General features: G+C 56.4%; 16 protein-coding genes. 13 read left to right on the forward strand and 3 right to left on the reverse strand.

Annotated elements, in window-relative coordinates; translation table 11 throughout:
- The first annotated feature begins 145 nt into the window (after window positions 1-145).
- The 11 genes from JMJ04_RS01730 (at window position 146) to JMJ04_RS01780 (ending at window position 12,656) form a co-directional block, all read left to right on the forward strand.
- A complete protein-coding gene (locus tag JMJ04_RS01730; RefSeq protein ID WP_201368846.1) occupies window positions 146-1,087 on the forward strand; it encodes a carbohydrate ABC transporter permease in 942 nt (313 codons plus the stop codon).
- 142 nt (window positions 1,088-1,229) lie between these two features.
- Window positions 1,230-2,093 (forward strand): carbohydrate ABC transporter permease, encoded by an 864-nt coding sequence (locus JMJ04_RS01735; protein WP_201368847.1) that lies wholly within the window; start codon window positions 1,230-1,232, stop codon window positions 2,091-2,093.
- Between the two features lie 32 nt (window positions 2,094-2,125).
- Window positions 2,126-3,301: an exo-beta-N-acetylmuramidase NamZ family protein gene (locus tag JMJ04_RS01740; protein WP_201368848.1), complete on the forward strand. Its 1,176-nt coding sequence runs from the start codon at window positions 2,126-2,128 to the stop codon at window positions 3,299-3,301.
- A gap of 32 nt (window positions 3,302-3,333) precedes the next feature.
- Complete coding sequence (locus JMJ04_RS01745; protein WP_201368849.1) at window positions 3,334-4,611, forward strand: anhydro-N-acetylmuramic acid kinase; 1,278 nt, start codon at window positions 3,334-3,336, stop codon at window positions 4,609-4,611.
- 28 nt (window positions 4,612-4,639) lie between these two features.
- A complete protein-coding gene (murQ, locus tag JMJ04_RS01750) occupies window positions 4,640-5,572 on the forward strand; it encodes an N-acetylmuramic acid 6-phosphate etherase (protein ID WP_201368850.1) in 933 nt (310 codons plus the stop codon).
- A gap of 356 nt (window positions 5,573-5,928) precedes the next feature.
- Window positions 5,929-7,557 carry a glycoside hydrolase family 3 protein gene (locus JMJ04_RS01755; protein WP_201368851.1) on the forward strand — a complete coding sequence of 543 codons (1,629 nt, stop codon included), beginning with the start codon at window positions 5,929-5,931 and terminating at the stop codon, window positions 7,555-7,557.
- Window positions 7,558-7,671: 114 nt separating this feature from the next.
- Window positions 7,672-8,262 carry a GNAT family N-acetyltransferase gene (locus tag JMJ04_RS01760; protein WP_201368852.1) on the forward strand — a complete coding sequence of 197 codons (591 nt, stop codon included), beginning with the start codon at window positions 7,672-7,674 and terminating at the stop codon, window positions 8,260-8,262.
- A gap of 5 nt (window positions 8,263-8,267) precedes the next feature.
- A complete protein-coding gene (locus JMJ04_RS01765; protein ID WP_201368853.1) occupies window positions 8,268-8,609 on the forward strand; it encodes a GNAT family N-acetyltransferase in 342 nt (113 codons plus the stop codon).
- A 195-nt stretch (window positions 8,610-8,804) separates the two neighbouring features.
- Window positions 8,805-10,466: an ABC transporter substrate-binding protein gene (locus JMJ04_RS01770; RefSeq protein ID WP_201368854.1), complete on the forward strand. Its 1,662-nt coding sequence runs from the start codon at window positions 8,805-8,807 to the stop codon at window positions 10,464-10,466.
- Between the two features lie 129 nt (window positions 10,467-10,595).
- Entirely contained in the window at window positions 10,596-11,582 is a 987-nt protein-coding gene (locus tag JMJ04_RS01775; protein WP_201368855.1) for an ABC transporter permease, read from the forward strand.
- Between the two features lie 3 nt (window positions 11,583-11,585).
- Window positions 11,586-12,656, forward strand: a complete 1,071-nt coding sequence (locus JMJ04_RS01780) for an ABC transporter permease (protein ID WP_201368856.1) — start codon at window positions 11,586-11,588, stop codon at window positions 12,654-12,656.
- A 45-nt stretch (window positions 12,657-12,701) separates the two neighbouring features.
- Here the strand turns inward: JMJ04_RS01780 and JMJ04_RS01785 are convergent, their stop codons facing one another.
- Window positions 12,702-13,667 (reverse strand): MIP/aquaporin family protein, encoded by a 966-nt coding sequence (locus JMJ04_RS01785; protein ID WP_201368857.1) that lies wholly within the window; start codon window positions 13,665-13,667, stop codon window positions 12,702-12,704.
- Between the two features lie 208 nt (window positions 13,668-13,875).
- Window positions 13,876-14,142, reverse strand: a complete 267-nt coding sequence (locus tag JMJ04_RS01790; protein WP_007909897.1) for a DUF6582 domain-containing protein — start codon at window positions 14,140-14,142, stop codon at window positions 13,876-13,878.
- A gap of 218 nt (window positions 14,143-14,360) precedes the next feature.
- Between JMJ04_RS01790 and JMJ04_RS01795 the strand changes: the two genes are divergently transcribed.
- Complete coding sequence (locus tag JMJ04_RS01795) at window positions 14,361-15,227, forward strand: aldo/keto reductase (protein ID WP_201368858.1); 867 nt, start codon at window positions 14,361-14,363, stop codon at window positions 15,225-15,227.
- A gap of 190 nt (window positions 15,228-15,417) precedes the next feature.
- Here JMJ04_RS01795 and JMJ04_RS01800 read toward each other — a convergent pair whose 3' ends face one another.
- Complete coding sequence (locus tag JMJ04_RS01800; protein ID WP_201368859.1) at window positions 15,418-15,645, reverse strand: hypothetical protein; 228 nt, start codon at window positions 15,643-15,645, stop codon at window positions 15,418-15,420.
- 436 nt (window positions 15,646-16,081) lie between these two features.
- On the opposite strand from JMJ04_RS01800, the gene JMJ04_RS01805 reads away from it, so the two are divergent.
- On the forward strand, window positions 16,082-17,452 hold the full coding sequence (locus JMJ04_RS01805) for an ABC transporter substrate-binding protein (RefSeq protein WP_201368860.1): 1,371 nt from the start codon (window positions 16,082-16,084) through the stop codon (window positions 17,450-17,452).
- Window positions 17,453-17,551: the final 99 nt, after the last annotated feature.

A 17,551-nucleotide genomic window follows, 5' to 3' on the forward strand; every position in this document is an offset into this window, starting at 1 on the left:
AGCCTGCTCCTGATGTACATAGATATAAGGGAGCACCTGACTCACCTCGGGGCATACTAGCGGCGTCACAATCGTCTGTCGCACGGTCCTCTCCTCTCGCAACATACTACCCTGACCCTTTCAACATCATCACAGGAGAATGGTCATGTCAGACATATCACTGTCACGTGCGGAGAAGCGCACGCCGTCTCGCCCATCGGGTGCGTTCGGGCGCACTCTGAAAAAGCACGGCTGGAGTTACTTCTTCATCCTACCCAGCATGCTTACCTTTGCCATCTTCACGCTCTTTCCTATCCTGTGGGCGCTGGTCATCTCCTTCCAGGATAGCGATATCGTGACGACCGGCAAGTGGATTGGCCTCAAAAACTACGTCTCGGCCTTCACCACAGAGGGGGGTATCTTCCTTAAGTCTATCGAGAATACCCTCTACTACACAGTCATTACCGTCATCGCCAATATTCTGATCGCGCTCGTCCTCGCAGGGCTGATTCAAAAGCGCGGCAAGATCGCGAAGACCTTCTTCCTGGCGGCATTCTACCTGCCCGCGGTCTCCAGCTCCGTCATTATAGCAATTACCTGGAAGTGGATCTTCAACTCTGAATATGGCATGCTCAACTATTTACTGAGCCTGGTGCATATCGCCCCCGTCCGCTGGCTCTCCGATCCCAATGTGGTGCTCAATAGTATCACACTCTCTACGGTGCTCACCATTCCTGCGACCGGCGTAGTGCTCTTTAATGCCGCCATGGCCAGCATTCCACCCGAGTTTTACGAGGCGGCTCAGATCGATGGCGCTGGCCCCATTCAACGCTGGTGGTACATCACCCTTCCGCTGATCAAGTCAACCACGCTCTACCTGGTCGTGCTCTATACCATCGCCAGTTTCCAGGTCTTTGAGAAGTTCTTTGTTATGGTCAAGAGCGGGGTAGGAACAAGCACTCAGGTGATGGTAACGCAGATCTACGAAAATGGCTTCCAGCAGTCGCGCTATGGCGTTGCCTCCGCGCAAGCCTTTATCCTCTTCTTGATGATCGCCTCCGTAGCTGTGGTACAGTTCCGTATGCTCCGCAGCGATGTGGAATACTAGGATCTTATTCCGAAGCCCAACGTCACTGGCGTGCCTAGCGCTTCCCCCATTTGGGGACCACCTAACCCCCATTCGGGGGCAAGCGGTGGCACGGCAAGCGCGCTCAGGGTTTTCGGAGAAGTAGTAGGTTGGAGTGTCAGTAATGGCTCAAGCAGAACTCAAACAGCGGAGCGTGACTCCGCGCAGGATCAAATGGGGAAGCGTCGCACCCTGGCTCGTGCTCCTTATCGTTGCTGTCATCGCGCTCTGGCCGATGTACTGGCTCTATGTGACGGCCTTTACGCCGACCACATTTTCGCTCAAGACGCCCCCGGATTTCTTTCCCGTACACGCAGACATATCGAACTTCCAGCGCCTGCTCAGCCAGGCCACCGATTACTGGAGCTGGGGCGCAAACAGCCTGACGATCTCCATCGTTATTACCCTGTTCCATCTTCTCTTCGATACGATGGCTGGCTATGCCTTCGCGAAACGTAAGTTTCCTGGCCGTACCATCCTCTTCTGGGTCGTGATCGGGACGATGATGATTCCAACATACGTGACCCTGGTTCCTATGTACCTGATCACGCAGCAGCTCAACCTGATCGACTCGCTCTGGGCCGTAATTCTACCAGGTTTCGCCAATGTCTTTGGCATCTTCTTGATGCGCCAGTATATCCAGACCCTCCCCACAGAGCTGCTGGATGCCGCTCGTATAGACGGCTGTGGCGAGATGGGTGTCTTCTGGCATGTGATCCTGCCTCTGTGTCGGCCCGCGGTTGGCGCACTAGCCATCTTTACCTTCGTCCAGCACTGGAATGATTTCCTCTGGCCCTTGATCGTATTGCAGTCCAGCAATCACTATACACTCTCCGTTGGGGTGGCAAGCTTGCAGGGCGAGTTCACCACAGATTATGGTATCATTTTTGCAGGCGCTGCCCTGGCCGCGCTTCCGATGATCATCTTCTTCCTGATCTTCCAGCGTAACTTCCTCTCCGGTGTGCGCATGGGCGCGATCAAGGGATAAGACCATGACCTGTTGAGCGAAAGGAGTATCTCATGAAGGGGTCCACCCACACTGTCGTCCAGAATGGACTCGATGTCTTACTGGCGGGAGGAGTGCCAAGCCTACGCGGGAAACGTTTGGGACTGATTACCAATCCAACGGGTATCAACAGGGCGCTTCAGGGCGGCGTTGATCTCCTGCACGCCGACCCGCGCTTCGAGCTTTGTGCACTCTTTGGACCCGAACATGGCATTCGCGGCGATGCCCAGGCCGGTGTGCATGTGCAGGCCTGCACAGACTCACGCACCGGCCTCCCGGTCTACAGCCTCTATGGTGAGACCCGGCGGCCACGTCCCGAGATGCTCCAGGGGCTGGATGCCCTGCTCTTCGACCTCCAGGACATCGGCGTGCGCTACGCGACCTATCTCTCAACCCTGGTCTACGCCATGGAGGCCGCGGCGGAGGCCGGGCTACTCTTTGTGGTGCTGGATCGCCCCAATCCGCTTGGTGGCCAGCTCCTGGCAGGCAATATCCTCCATCCAGATTTTAGCTCCTTTGTCGGCATCGCCAATATCCCCGTCTGCCATGGACTGACGGTCGGCGAGTTCGCACGTCTGTATGCCGCTGAACATGCGCTGCCTGAACCCATGGTGGTGGCGATGCGGGGCTGGCGGCGTGATCTCTGGTTTGATCAGCTCGATCTGCCCTGGGTGCAGCCCTCACCCAACCTGCCGACGCTGGACGCGGTGGCGCTCTACCCAGCGACCTGTCTGCTTGAAGGTCTCAGTTGCTCTGAGGGACGCGGCACGACGCGCCCCTTTGAAATCCTGGGCGCTCCCGATATCGATCCCTTCGTCCTGGCGGAGACTCTCACAGCCCATGCCTTGCCTGGAGTGGCCTTCCGTCCGCTCTATTTCATGCCAACCTTCTCCAAGCACGCTCAGACACGCTGTGGAGGCATACAGATCTACCTGCTGGACCGGACACAAATCCCTCTTATGGAACTAGGGCTACACCTGTTGGCGGACCTGCGCCGCCTCTCGCAGCTCTCACGGACCTGGATTCAGGGTGAGAATGGCACCTATTTTCTCGACCTGCTCTGCGGCAGCGACCAGGTGCGCCTGGCCCTGGAGGCCGGCGCAAGCGTAGCAGAGATCACGGCGAATTGGGAGGATGGCCTGGCTGCTTTCGCGCAGCGACGCGCCCCTTTCTTGCTCTACCAGGACTGATGGCATATGAGAACGAAAGGAGCACACATCCTATGCGCGTACTTGGCCTGAACTCGGGCACCTCCGTTGACGGCATCGACCTGGCCCTATGCGAGTTTCTGCCTGTCTCACCAGGCGAACTCTCGCTGCGCCTTTTGGCATATGAAGAAGCCAGCTTCTCAGCATCCTTGCGCCAACAGGTGCTCAACATACTGCGCACGCCGCAGGCGCACCTGGCGGACCTGACAGAGCTAAACTTTCTCCTGGGGGCGGCATTCGCCGAAGCCGTCGAGACCTTCTGCCTTCATCAGCAGGTCTCACGCGCCGATATCGACCTGGTCGCCTCTCATGGGCAGACGCTCTATCACCTCGTTGAACCTGGGCGCGTCCGCTCAACCTGGCAAACCGGCGAGGCGGCGGTGATCGCGCAACGCCTGGGGATAAGCGTCGTGGCCGACATGCGCGTGGCCGATGTCGCCGCTGGCGGGCAGGGGGCGCCCCTGGCCTCATTCTTTGACGCCCTGCTCTTTAGCGACCCGCAGCAGACACGCGCCCTGCAAAACATAGGCGGCATCGGCAACGTAACCTTTCTCCCGGCGGGTCAGGGTCCATCCGGGGCCTACGCCTTTGATACTGGCCCGGGTAATGTGCTTATTGATGCCGCGGTCCGCCACTACACGCAAGGGGGGCTCCACTTTGACCGCGACGGAGCACTGGCACGCCAGGGCACAGTTGATGAGAGCCTGGTAAGCCTGATCCTGGCCCATCCCTATTTTCACCAGTTGCCCCCCAAAACCACCGGGCGCGAACTGTTTGGTGATGTCTTCGCGGCCCAGCTCATCGCCCAGGCCACAGACGCGGGTCTCTCACCCGAAGATACCATCGCGACGCTTACCACCATCACAATAGAAAGCATCATTCACGCCTACCGCACCTATGGTCCGGCACACCTGGACGAGGTCCTGGTCGGTGGTGGTGGCGGCTATAACCCTGTACTCATGCAGGGCTTACAGGCGGGCCTTCCCACCACACGAGTCCGCCTCTTCGAAGAGACGGGCCTACCCGCCGGGGCCAAGGAGGGTATCCTCTTCGCCCTGCTGGGACATGAGTGCCTCTATGGCCGCGCCAACAATCTACCAGGCAGCACAGGGGCAAGTACACCCGCCATCCTGGGCAAGATCGTGCCAGGGCGCAATTATCGCCAGCTTCTCCGCCAGGTACACGCAGACCTGGCACACGAGGAGGAGACGAGCACAGCAGGCACCTATCCCATGCTGCACCGTCTGCACCTCATACAAAACACCGTGCCCACATCGGGCACACAGCAATAGTAAACACACCACCAGGAGTAACGCATATATGTCGAGTTCATCAGAACAGCCAGAACTCAATCTTCAGGCTATGGAGACCGAGGGGGCCAATCCCGCCAGCGCGCAAATTGACCAAATGAGCGCACTTGAGATTGTTCAGGTTATGAACGCGGAGGATGCCAGGGTCGCCCTGGCTGTACAGCAAGAACTACCTCAGATCGCGCGTGCCGTGGAGGAGAGTGCCAAACGCCTGCGCCAGGGAGGGCGCCTGATCTATCTTGGCGCGGGTACCTCTGGTCGCCTGGGCATTCTGGATGCCTCGGAGTGTCCCCCCACCTTTAGCACACCACCAGAGTTAGTGATAGGCTTGATCGCGGGTGGTCCCCCCGCCATCCTGAAGGCGGTCGAGGGAGCGGAAGATAACCCCGAGGGTGGCAAGGCCGATCTGCAACAGTTGCATCTTGAGGCCAGAGATGTTGTGGTTGGCATCGCCGCCAGTGGGCGCACTCCCTATGTTCTGGGGGCTGTCGCCTACGCTCGCGAGATTGGTGCATTGACCGTGGGACTCGCCTGCAACTCACAGACACCCCTGCACTCCGCCGTCGATATCATGATCGCGCCCGTGGTTGGTCCCGAGGTTGTCAGTGGCTCCACGCGCCTCAAGGCGGGCACCGCGCAGAAGATGGCGCTCAATATGCTCAGTACCGGTGTCATGATCCTGCTGGGCAAGACCTATGGTAACCAGATGGTCGACGTGCATGCCTCAAACTATAAGCTCCAGCACCGGGCCAGCAAGATCGTGCAGACCATCGCTGGCATTGAGCAGGAGCAGGCCGATGCTCTGCTTGCCCAATGCAACGGAGAGACCAAAACCGCAATCGTGGTCGCGCGCACTCATGTCAGCCCGCAAGAGGCACGCCAGCAGCTCGCAGCACACCAGCAGGTATTGCGCACCACCCTTGCGGCCTTGCAGGCAGAGTAACCAGGCACACACAAACGAAAGACCTATTACACGACCTCTATATCGAAGAATGTGATAATATTGTGATAGTCGCGGTCAATGACGAGCGCGATGCATGCCAGCTATAGTTGTTTTGCGCGTTTTGAATCAAATTCTATGGAAGATTGATCATCTACGCGGGAATGGCGGGGAAGCCTCTTCGCTTCACGTAGCCGAAGGCGAGTCGCAGCAGCGGCATTGTGAAATGGAATCCAAACAGGGATGTTGCCCACACCTCTCTTCCTTCTACAGGATTTGGTATGACGCGCCTGTACGTCAAACATATTATTTTCGCTTCACGCGGCTTGCACAGCCTGGTGAAGAAAGGATGGGGACACATGTCTGATTACACCCGAGGCATGGAGCTTGAGCGGCAGATCGGGCAACTGCTCAGTGTTGGCTTCTATGGTACCACCCCAACGCCTGAAATCATTGATTTAATCCAGAATCACCATGTCGGAAACATTATTTTCTTCGCGCGCAATATCGAGAGCGCCCACCAGGTCCACCAGCTTACCAGCGAGCTACAACGTATCGCACGCGATGCTGGCCATCCCTACCCCCTGCTGATCTCGACAGATCAGGAGAACGGCATGGTGCGCCGTTTCGGCAAAAGCTCGACGAGTTTTCCCGGCAATATGGCCCTTGGCGCCATCGATAGCGAACAAGAGACTTACGAGATCACCCTGGCAACGGGCAAAGAACTTAAGGCGCTGGGCGTCAATATGAATCTTGCCCCGGTCGCGGATGTCAACAACAATCCCGCCAACCCGGTGATTGGCGTGCGCTCCTTCGGTGAGCATGCTCCCCGCGTCTCGCGCCATCTCGTGGCCGCGATTAAGGGCTACCAGGAAGCAGGCGTCATTACCAACCTGAAGCACTTCCCCGGCCATGGCGATACCGCTGTTGACTCCCACCAGGCCTTGCCGGTCATCCCGCATACCCTCGAACGCCTTGAGGAGATTGAACTGGTGCCCTTTCGTGCTGGCATCGCCACCGGGGCCGATTCAATCATGATCGCACACGTCTATCTTCCAGCCTTGATGAAAGAGGAGATGCTACCCGCGACAATCTCCCGCGAGATCATTACGGGACTCCTGCGCGAGCGTCTGGGCTTTAATGGCGTTATCACCACCGATTGCCTGGAGATGAACGCGCTGGCGGACACGGTTGGCATTCCACGCGGGACGGTGATGGCCCTGCAAGCCGGTGTCGATATCGCCCTGATCTCCCATCATTACGAGTATCAGAAGGCAGGCCTTGCCGCGGTCCTTGAGGCCGTGCAGAAGGGCGAACTGACAGCAGCTCAGATCACCAGCGCCGCCGAGCGTGTGCTCCAACTCAAGGCCAGTTACCTCTCCTGGGATGATCTGCCACAGGAAGAGAGTGTGCACCAGATCGCGACGCCCGAGCATCTCGACCTGAGCAAGCGAGCCTTCGCACATTCGACCACGCTGGTACGCAACGCCCAGCAGCTTGTACCCATGACAGGCGAACAGGCACAACACCCGCTCTTCCTCTTCCCAGAGACCGATCACGCCACCTTCGCCGCCGACCGCTACCCATCACTGGAGGAGCTTGAGGCCGCTATTACGGAGCATTTCCCCACGGCAGAGGTTCTGGCCGTCCCCAGTCAGCGCAACGAGGCAACGGAGGCCCGGCTGCAAGGCGCCATTGCCAGCAGTTCTACACTCGTTGTCGTCACTGTTAACGCGAACCGCTACCAACCCCAGGCGGACCTGGTACGCTCCCTGCTACAACAGGAGAAGCCAGTCATTGGCCTGGCCGTCTATGACCCCTATGACCTGCTGACCTTCCCTGAACTGGAGACCTACTTGGTCACCTATGAATACACCCTGCCAGCCTTTGAGGCTGCGCTGGATGTCTTACAAGGCAAACAGACCGCTCAGGGCAAACTTCCAGTAAGCGTTCCTGGCTTGCACGAGCGGGGCCACCACGCAGAGTAGAGTTCTCTGGTTGTGGGTGTAGTGCATGTTGGCTGCCTGCGGCAGCCAACATGCACTACACCCACAACCAGAGAACATTTGGACAAGAGGCTACAAAAGAAAGTTCTTTTTGCTATGGCACACCATTTTGCTATCTTTGAGCCGGAACGCGACCTGGCCGACCTGGTCACGCTCTGGCAGAGCACTGTTGGCTCGCAATGGCCGCTTAGTGCCGAGCGCATCCAACTGGTTCTCAACGGGCCAGAGGCACACCATTTTGCTCTCCGCGAGGAGGGCAGGCTGATCGCCTTCGCGGCCACTTTCCAGAGTCCACGGGGACACGACAAGGTTGGGCATCTCGCCGCACTCCTGGTCGCCCCTGATAAACAACGCCAGGGAATCGGCAGTGAGCTACATGATGTGGCCTTCAACTACTTGCAACAGCAGCCGGGTCTGCGCGCCATCCAGCTTGGCAGCATCTATCCACGCTTCTGGTGCGGCGTGCCAACCAACCTGCCTGTCGCGCCATTCTTCGTCCGCAAAGGCTGGCAACTGGATGAGATCGTCTATGACATGGTCCGCGACCTGCACGACTTTAGCATCCCCACACGTATTGTTGAGCGTATGCAGCGCGAGGGCATTCGCTTTGAGGTTGCCACCCCGAGACGATTGACGCACTCAGAGCCTTCGAGGAGCGCGAGTTTTATAACTGGCTGCGCGCGGTGAACTATATGGCGAGCGTGGGCGATTACCAGGACCTGCTCATCGCTTTCGATGGAGAGCGCGTAGTTGGCTCGCTCGTCACATCATGCCCCCAGTCCAACCCTGAGCGTACCGATGTCATCTGGCAGGGTCTGCTGGGCGAGGACGCTGGCTCCCTGGGTTCAGTCGGAGTGGCCGTCTCCGAGCGCGGACGAGGCATTGGCATCGCCCTGGTGGCCTACGCCTCAGAGATCCTCAAACAACGCGGTGTCCGCAACTGCTATATTGACTGGCTCGTCCTGACTGACTTCTATGGTAAGCTCGGTTACGAGAACTGGCGCACCTACCAACCCTCCTGGCGCGAATTATAGTGTTGGTAAAGGGGATGGTGCAGTAGCACGCTACTTGCGTACGCGGCTACTGCACCATCCCCTCTCCTAACATTACTCCTTCCTCTTGAGAAGCCTCTTCTAACACGTATATGTCATCTATACGTGCATATCTTACGTGTATAGAGAGATGAGGTAAAATGACCATTTCCTACTTATCCTTGAAGGAGCTTCTCTATGTTTACAACGCTGTTTCGCGCTGTCTCGCGGCGTCAGAAGCAGGGGGGTATGCTCGTGCTTTCCCTGGCCATGCTTCTCACTTTGCTACTCACCGCCTGCGGTGGCTCAGGGTCTTCAACGCAGAAGGCCGATTCATTGTGGATAGGTCAGGTTGGCGACCAGTATACACAAAATTTTAATCCTTATACCGGCGCTTCGGGTGGCCCTCCCTCTGAATTGATCTACGAAACGCTGCTCTTCACGAACTATGCCAACGGCACCATGAATCCCTGGCTCGCTACAGCATATAAGTTTTCGCCCGATAATAAGCAACTGACGTTTACCCTGCGCGACAACGTCAAATGGAATGATGGCAAGCCTTTTACGGCCTCCGATGTCGCCTTTACCTTCAATTTGATGCATAAATATTCTGGCTTGGATGTCAGTAATATCTGGAAGTATCTCACTAAGGTCACAGCACCCGATACTCATACGATTGTGCTTGACATGAGTACTCCCTACACACCGCTTCTCTGGTATCTCGGACGGTTACAGATCCTGCCAGAACACATCTGGTCATCTGTGGGCGATCCCACCAAGTACACCGCCTCCAATCCCGTTGGCACTGGCCCTTTTAAGTTGGGCTCCTTTAGCTCGCAAGTTGTGACCCTGGATAAGAATCCGTACTACTGGCAGAGCGGCCAGCCTGCATTCGCGCATGTCAAATATCCAATTTACAAGAGCAACGATACGCTTCAGCTTCAACTCATCTCGGGGAAGTTGGACCAGGCCAATGTCTTTGCCCCCAATATTCAGAAGAGCTTTGTCGCACGCGATCCTGAACATAATCACTACTGGCTCGTGCCCAACCAGACCGTGATGTTCTATCCAAATAATGCCAAGGCCCCCTTCAATGATGTCGCGGTGCGCCAGGCCATTAGCGCGGCTCTCGACCGCGAGAAGATGTCTAAGGTGGCTGAGAACGGCTACCAGCAGGTCGCCAGTCCCACAGCACTTATCCTGCCCAACGCTAAGTCTTATCTCGCGCCTGAGTACGCGAACCTGAAGTTCCAGCGCGATGTCCAGAAGGCGCGCCAGCTTCTAGAGAGCGCCGGCTATACCCGCGGCGGTGATGGCATCTATGCCAAAGGTGGGCAGCGCCTCTCGTTCAAGATCAGCGTACCCAATACCTATAGCGATGAAATTCTGCTGGCCCAGATTGCCTCCGATAATCTGAAAGAGGCAGGCATGGACGCCAGCGTCAATACTCTCTCTTATACCGACTGGTACAATAACAAGCAGCTAGGGCAGTACGACATCACCATCGATAATGATGGCGGTGGCCTCAATCCCTACTACTACTTTAATCGCACCCTCTACAGCAAGCGGAGCGCGCCAATCGGGGCGAATTCGCTCTCTAACTTCGGGCGCTGGGAAGATGCCTCTACCGACAAATACCTGGACCAGTTTGCCGCATCCAGCGATCCTAATATCCAGAAGCAGGCCATCTATGGTCTCGAAAAGATCTTCGTCGAAAAGATGCCAACCATTCCGCTGCTGGACGCACCAACCTGGTTCATTTATAACTCGTCCCGCTTCGATGGCTGGCCATCGGCGCAAAATCCTTTTACCACAGCCGCCTCTCCGCTCCAGGTGACGCTACACCTGAAACCCAGATAAGCCTATACAAATTTATACAGTAGGGGGTGTGGTGCAGTAGCCGCGTACGCAAGTAGCGGGGCACGCCCCCTAACCAGGACAAGCGCCGCAGGCGCGAAGAACCGGAAAAACCAAAGGAGGTCTGCGCGTATGCCTCATACCATACGCCGTGTCGGCTTCTATCTCTTAACACTATGGATCTCGCTGACGCTCAATTTTCTTCTGCCTCGCCTGGTCCCGGGCGATCCGGCCCAGGCCATCATGGCCCGCTTCCGCGATAAAAACGTCGATCCTGAGATGCTGCAAGCCATCCAGGTCCAATTTGGCATCTCGCATGATCCGCTCTGGGTGCAGTATGGCCAGTACCTGACCAACCTCTTGCATGGGAACCTGGGCATCTCGACCAGCTACTTCCCCACCCCAGTCAGTGACATCATCGTGCAGCGCTTGCCCTGGACTTTGACCCTGGGACTAATCGCACTGATCCTCAGCTTCATTATCGGCACAGCCCTGGGCATCCTCAACGCCTGGAAACGCGGTACACGCATCAACTCTGTGCTTGCTCCCTTCATGATGCTGATCTCGGGCGTGCCGTACTTCTGGCTGGCACTGATCGTGCTCTATGTCTTCGCCTTTATGCTCCACTGGTTTCCTCTCAATGGTGGCTATGACGAGGACCTGCTTCCTGGCTGGAATATTGATTTCTTGCTCAGCGTGCTCAGCCATGCCTTCCTTCCCGCGCTGACCATTATCGTCTCCTCCATCTCTGGCTGGATGCTAACGATGCGCAATGCTATGATCACGACGCTTTCAGAGGACTATGTCCTGATGGCGCGTGCCAAGGGGCTGCGCAACGCCTACGTCATGTTTGGCTACGCGGCGCGCAACGCCATTCTCCCCAGTGTAACTAGCTTTGCCCTGGCGCTAGGCTTTATCGTCACGGGACAACTGTTGACCGAACTGGTCTTCTCCTATCCCGGCATCGGCTTCGCCCTGGTACAATCTGTGTCTAACAAGGATTATGCCCTCATGCAGGGCCTCTTCCTGATGCTCACCCTGGCAGTGCTGGCCGCAAACTTTATCGCCGATATGCTCTATACCGTGTTGGACCCACGCGTGCGCCAGGAAAGGAGCTAAGCCATGAGTTCAACCCCTCCCTTTACCTCCGCTCCTCAGCCTGATGAGGCCAAACCGAATCACCCCTCCGGGATACCTACGCCGACGACGCCTACTACAGGCATGGAACTACTGAGCGCGAACGCGTCAACGCGCCGACGTTCCCTGCCAGGGGCCATCCTGCGCGCCTGCTGGCAGCTATTCACCATGAATAGCAATATGCTTGTCGGCTCGCTTATTGTTGGCCTCTTTTTCTTGCTCGCAATCTTCGGGCCGCTCCTGGCACGCTATGATCCCAACGCGCTGACCACCGATATCCTCCTGCCTCCGTCCGCCGATCACTGGCTGGGCACGACCCAGGCGGGACAGGATGTCTTTGCCCAACTCATGTATGGGACGCGCTCCTCCATCCTCTGGGGTCTGCTAGCTGGCGTGCTAGTGACCTTCATCTACACTATCGTCGGCCTGGCAGCGGGCTATTTTGGGGGGCTAATTGATGAATTGCTCTCACTGCTCATCAATATCTTCCTGGTGCTCCCCGGGTTTCCCCTGGCCCTCATCCTGGCGGCCTACATCCCCTACAAGGGACCGCTCACGGTCGTCCTGGTGATTGCCTTTACCAGCTGGCCGGGACACGCACGCATCATCCGCGCCCAGACGCTCTCGATGCGTAACCGCGACTTCACCGAGGCGGCACGCTCCTCCGGTGAGGCCACCTGGCGTATTATCTTCTTCGAGGTCCTGCCGAATATGATCGCTATCGTAGCATCGGGCTTTGTAGGAACCATGATCTCGGTTATTCTGGCGATTGCGGGCCTGGAGTTCCTGGGATTGGGGGATATTCGCAGTATAAGCTGGGGAAGCATGTTTTTCTGGGCACAGAATAGTTCAGCACTCATCCAGGGCGCCTGGTGGTGGTTCGTGCCACCCGGCCTGTGTATCGCGCTCCTCTCAGCGGGTCTGACCTTTATCAATATTGGTCTCGATGAGATCGCCGATCCACGCCTACGCAGCGAGATCATTCGCCTGCCACGCCGCAAAAAGCGTTCTGCCGAGGAGGCAACGCCTGTCCTTGTTCCCCCTCTAGAGTCTTAATTGACGGAGATGGAGGGCACCCTCTATCTCCGTCAATACTACCGCTTAGCGCTCGCGGAATGTTCTCCCGCGACCTTCTTCGCGAACCGGACGTCCACGCGTCTCTTCGCGAATTGGATGCCCACCTGTATCCACATGCATATCTGGCTCGCGCACTGCCTCGCCACGCGTTACGGCTGTGCCCGAACGCGTCATGCCACGTTCCGCAAGCACGCGCCCAATAGTATAGTCATAGCCAAAGGCCGCGATCAGCCCGCCCACAATGGGCGCCACAATGGGGACCCAGGTGTAGCTATTCAGCGCGCCCAATCCACCACCAGCCAGGGTCATCCACAGACGCGGACCAAAGTCGCGCGCAGGGTTGACCGCAAAACCGGTAATTATGCCAAGCGAACAACCAATAGCAGCAAGCACCAGGCCAATGATCAAGGGATTGAGGTTCGCCTGCACAGGCTGATTGCGTGCATCCACAATTGCCAGGATCAAACCAACGAGCATGGCTGTGCCCAGCGCTTCAGCACAAAACGCTCCAAACAGACCCACAAAATCTCGTTTCCCCGTGTAGAAGGCTAATCCTACCTTATTAACATTGGCGGCATTCAAGGACGCCCCACCTAGTGTATGCGTGATTGCACCACGATAGACAAAGAAAAGGAAGGCCGCCGCCACAAACGCGCCAAGGAACTGCGCCACGATATAGGGGCCTACTTTGTTCCAGGGGAAACGCCTGGTGGCCGCAAAACTTATGGTCACCGCCGGATTGAGGTGTGCTCCGCTAATCGCGCCCGCGATATAGATGCCCAGCATCAGCGCAAAACCCCACCCGAAAAAGACTACTGGCCAGGTATTGGCAAAAAAGGCGTTCGTCCCTGCGATATTGTTGAATAGAAGGAAGGAAGCGACCGCACCATTTCCTAACAGCACGAGCACAAAGGTCCCGATAAACTCGGCCAGCGCCTCGCCGCCTACCCCAGCAAGGGGCGTAGCTGGATGTACTGCTCGATTTGCCATATGCTTCTCAAACTCTCATCTTGAACTAAGGATAACATCTCGTCATATCACACAAGCGCAGCAATACCTATCTCTCGACCTACGTAGTTTTAGTATAAATAACATACATACTCCTCTCTTCTCAAGACCACGCCGGAGTATATCCATAGCAAGAGAGGCGGGCACAACCGCGGTTGTGCCCGCCTCTCTTGCTATGGATATACTCCATCTAATCGCGGGGGACCTCGCGCTCATTCTGCTCAAACAAATCATGCCAATCGTTTTCACGCAGGTCGACGTCAAATTTCTTGGCTGCTTTCTGGATACGATGCCAGGCCTCTTCACGCTCTTCGTTCGATACCCCTTGCACCTGGTTAAAACGCGCGACGGCCTCCTGCACATGACGTGCGTCAATCAGCGGCTCTTTGCGCTCCTTAGGAAACGCGAAGGCGCTCTCTGGCAGATTCTCTTTATCTTTATCTGAAAGTTTACTCATCACAAAACGCTCCTTTCTCTCTCTATCACGATGCGCAAGAAGGGAGTGTTTCTCTTGAGCTCGCGCCAGAGAAGATGCAAGCTAACCTTGCGTTCAGGCAGGAAAATACTCTATACTTTTAGGACCGGGTTATCTACAAGATGAGAGACTGACGCTTCATACATGCCCATCTATCCGTCGCTTATCAAACAAGCGATCTAGCAAAGGTGCATACTAACATGTCAATTCCCACACTCCCCTTTGGTCGTACTGGCCATTTCAGCACACGTACCCTCTTTGGGGCGGCCTCCCTCGGCTCCCTTTCGCAGGCCGAGGCGGATCAGACCCTTGAGGTACTGCTCCAATATGGTGTCAATCATATCGATGTCGCCGCCAGCTATGGCGAGGCGGAACTACGCCTGGCACCCTGGCTCAAGCAGCATCGCGACCACTTCTTTCTCGCGACCAAGACCGGCGAACGCACGGCAGACAAGGCCCGTGAGGAACTTCACCGCTCGCTTGAACGCATGGGGGTGGAGTATGTTGATCTCTGGCAACTACATAACCTGGCCGATCCCATTGAATGGGATATCGCGCTCAGTCCAGGTGGCGTACTGGAGGCAGCCATTGAGGCCAAAAAAGCGGGGCTGGTACGCGCCATTGGCGTGACGGGGCATGGATTACAGATCGCCGCGACCCATCGCCGCAGCCTTGAACGCTTTGATTTCGATTCGGTGCTTCTGCCCTACAACTATCTCACCCTCCAAAATTCCTACTACGCGGAGAACTTTAACGCGCTAGTAGCAACCTGCCAGCAGCGCAATGTGGCGGTGCAAACCATCAAGTCTATCGCCTATCGCCCCTATATGGGTCGCGATCACACACATAATACCTGGTACGCGCCACTCACGGCGCAGGAAGATATTGATCGCGCGGTCCACTGGGCGCTGAGCCGCCCCGGCATCTTCCTCAACACAGTAGGCGATGTCACACTGCTTCCCAAGGTACTCGACGCGGCCAGCCGCTTCGAAGCCAGCACCACACCTGCTGAACATGAGATGCAGGGCATGGTCGACCGCCTGGGCATGGAACCACTCTTCGTCTAACGAGAGGGCGAGCAAGCGCTATACTGCGTGCGCACCTAAAAAATACGCGGGAGGACGCGCCACACACTTACGCGTCCTCCCGCATTCCTTCATTGCCAGGTGCACACTATCTCATCACTCCTGCATTCCCAGGCGGCCTCATTGCCATTCAGGCTGCTAGAGCTATGACAATTTCCCTGGCTGCACAGGCCTACATGCCTGTTGCGTAACGGCTATTCTCCTTCGCGTTCACGGCCTGGTAGATGTCCTCCTTATGCCGCGAGAGCAAATTGAGCAGGCCCAGCATCTCCTCGGCATCCATGCTGCCATAGAAACCACTGGGGTCCCCTACCTGGTGGTAGTAGAACTTTAACGTGCCGTTCTCCAGGCAAGATTGATAGCGCCCAATGCGAACACACTCTTGTGCCTTGTTGTCCATGACAAACTCCTCATTGATTTTCAAGATGGTACGGCTTCATTGCGTACCCCTCAAATTGAACAGACACATGCATTACTTGTGTTCATAAGCCTACACACACAAAGCCTATGAACTACACACACTACTACTATACCGTATTTTCTTGCTATGTGGAATACTCACGAAACCCGTGTACGCCCAAAATGTTACTTTTAACTGCCTCTGTCACCTGGTACTGTTTGTTCTAGCTATATGTTGTGCTCGTTTTGGCCCTTTCTTTTCCCCGCCGAGTTGTAACCATTTTCGCCATCCTTGTGTTCTAGAGGATAGAAAGCATGGGATGGTTAGTAGTGTAGAGGGTTTGGGCAGCCAAAGGCCACCCGAACCCTCTACACTACTAACCCTGCCTTATTACGTGTCGCAAAGATGCGACACAACAGTAGGAGGCTGGCCATTCATGAAGAAACGCCACACATTTTCACTTTTCTTTACCTTTCTCCTGGTCTTCCTGCTCACAGCCTGCGGCGGGAGCGATACCGGCAGTTCTGGCGGCAATGGAGGCAGCGGAAATACGCACCAAGGACTCACAGGCGGAAATAGTTATATCGCCTGCCCCGGCAATACCAACGATAAGACCGCAGATAAAGAGAGCGGCACCGTGACCCTCACCGTCGCAGGCTGGTCCTCCTCACCCGCTGAGGATGCGCTGGTCCAGCAAAACTTGAAGAGATTCGAGGACGCTCATCCCAATATTAAATTGCAGTGGTCCCCCATCACTGGCGACTATCCGACCAAGATGCGCGCTAATATCGCCAGTGGTAATGTGCCGGATGTCTTTTATCTCTCGACCGACATGGCACCCGAGTACATCACTGCAGGCAAATTGCTCGATCTCTCGCCCTACATGAGCAAGTCGAATGTGAGCACCAAGGACTATTATGATTCTCTGATCACGCCTTTTAGCTGTAAGGGCGGCCAGGTCTACGGCCTGCCAAAGGACTGGGGTACCCTGGGCGTCTTCTACAATAAGAAAATGTTCCAGGATGCGGGTGTGAGCCTGCCAACAGCGAACTGGACCTGGAACGATATGCGCTCCATGGCCAAGAAGCTGACCAAGTCCGGCAATGCCGCGACTTCAACCTATGGCATTACCCTGGGAGCTGCTTCACAGCGCTGGCTCCCCTTCATGCTCGCCGATGGTGGCAAGGTGCTTAATTCCGATGGTTCCGCCTCGGCCTTTAACAGTCAGGCAGGCATCGATTCGCTCAATTTCTACACTGGCTTCCAGAAGGATGGTTCCTCGGTACAGCCTGGGGATGTCGCGGCCGGCTGGGCTGGCGATGCCTTTGGTAAGAAGCGCGCGGCGATGGCCCTGGAAGGTCCATGGCTCATCCCCTATATGCAGCAGAACTTCCCCGATGTGGACTATGATATCGCGCCAGTTCCCCTGGCCCCCAATGGCAAACGTGCGGACCTGATCTTTACCAACTCCTGGTCCGCCTACGCCAGCACGAAGCATCCCGAAGCCTCATGGGAGTTGATCCAGTACATGACAGGCAAAGATGTCCAGGGCAGTCAGTTGCATGCCGGTTTCGCCCTGCCTTCGCTCAAGAGCCTGGCTAACGATTCCTACTTTGAGCAGCATCCTGGCTTTAAGACGCTCTTCGAGGCCGCGACCTACGGCTATGCCGACAACTTTGGCCCGCATACCGACAAGATTCACTCGCTGCTCGACGCTGCCGTTGAGAAGGCCCTGCTCGGGAAAGCCAGCCCCCAGGATGCCTTGAAGGAGGCCGAGAACAAGATCAATAACGAACTGAACTCCTGATCACTGTTCTCTATCGTTTGTAATATGCCTGTCGCCCTGTCTCTCCTTCTTCTCCGGGAGTACAGGGCGGCAAGCCCTATCCCTGATGTGTGTAAGGAG

The organism is Ktedonobacter robiniae (assembly GCF_016587375.1).
Classification (GTDB): Bacteria; Chloroflexota; Ktedonobacteria; order Ktedonobacterales; family Ktedonobacteraceae; genus Ktedonobacter; species Ktedonobacter robiniae.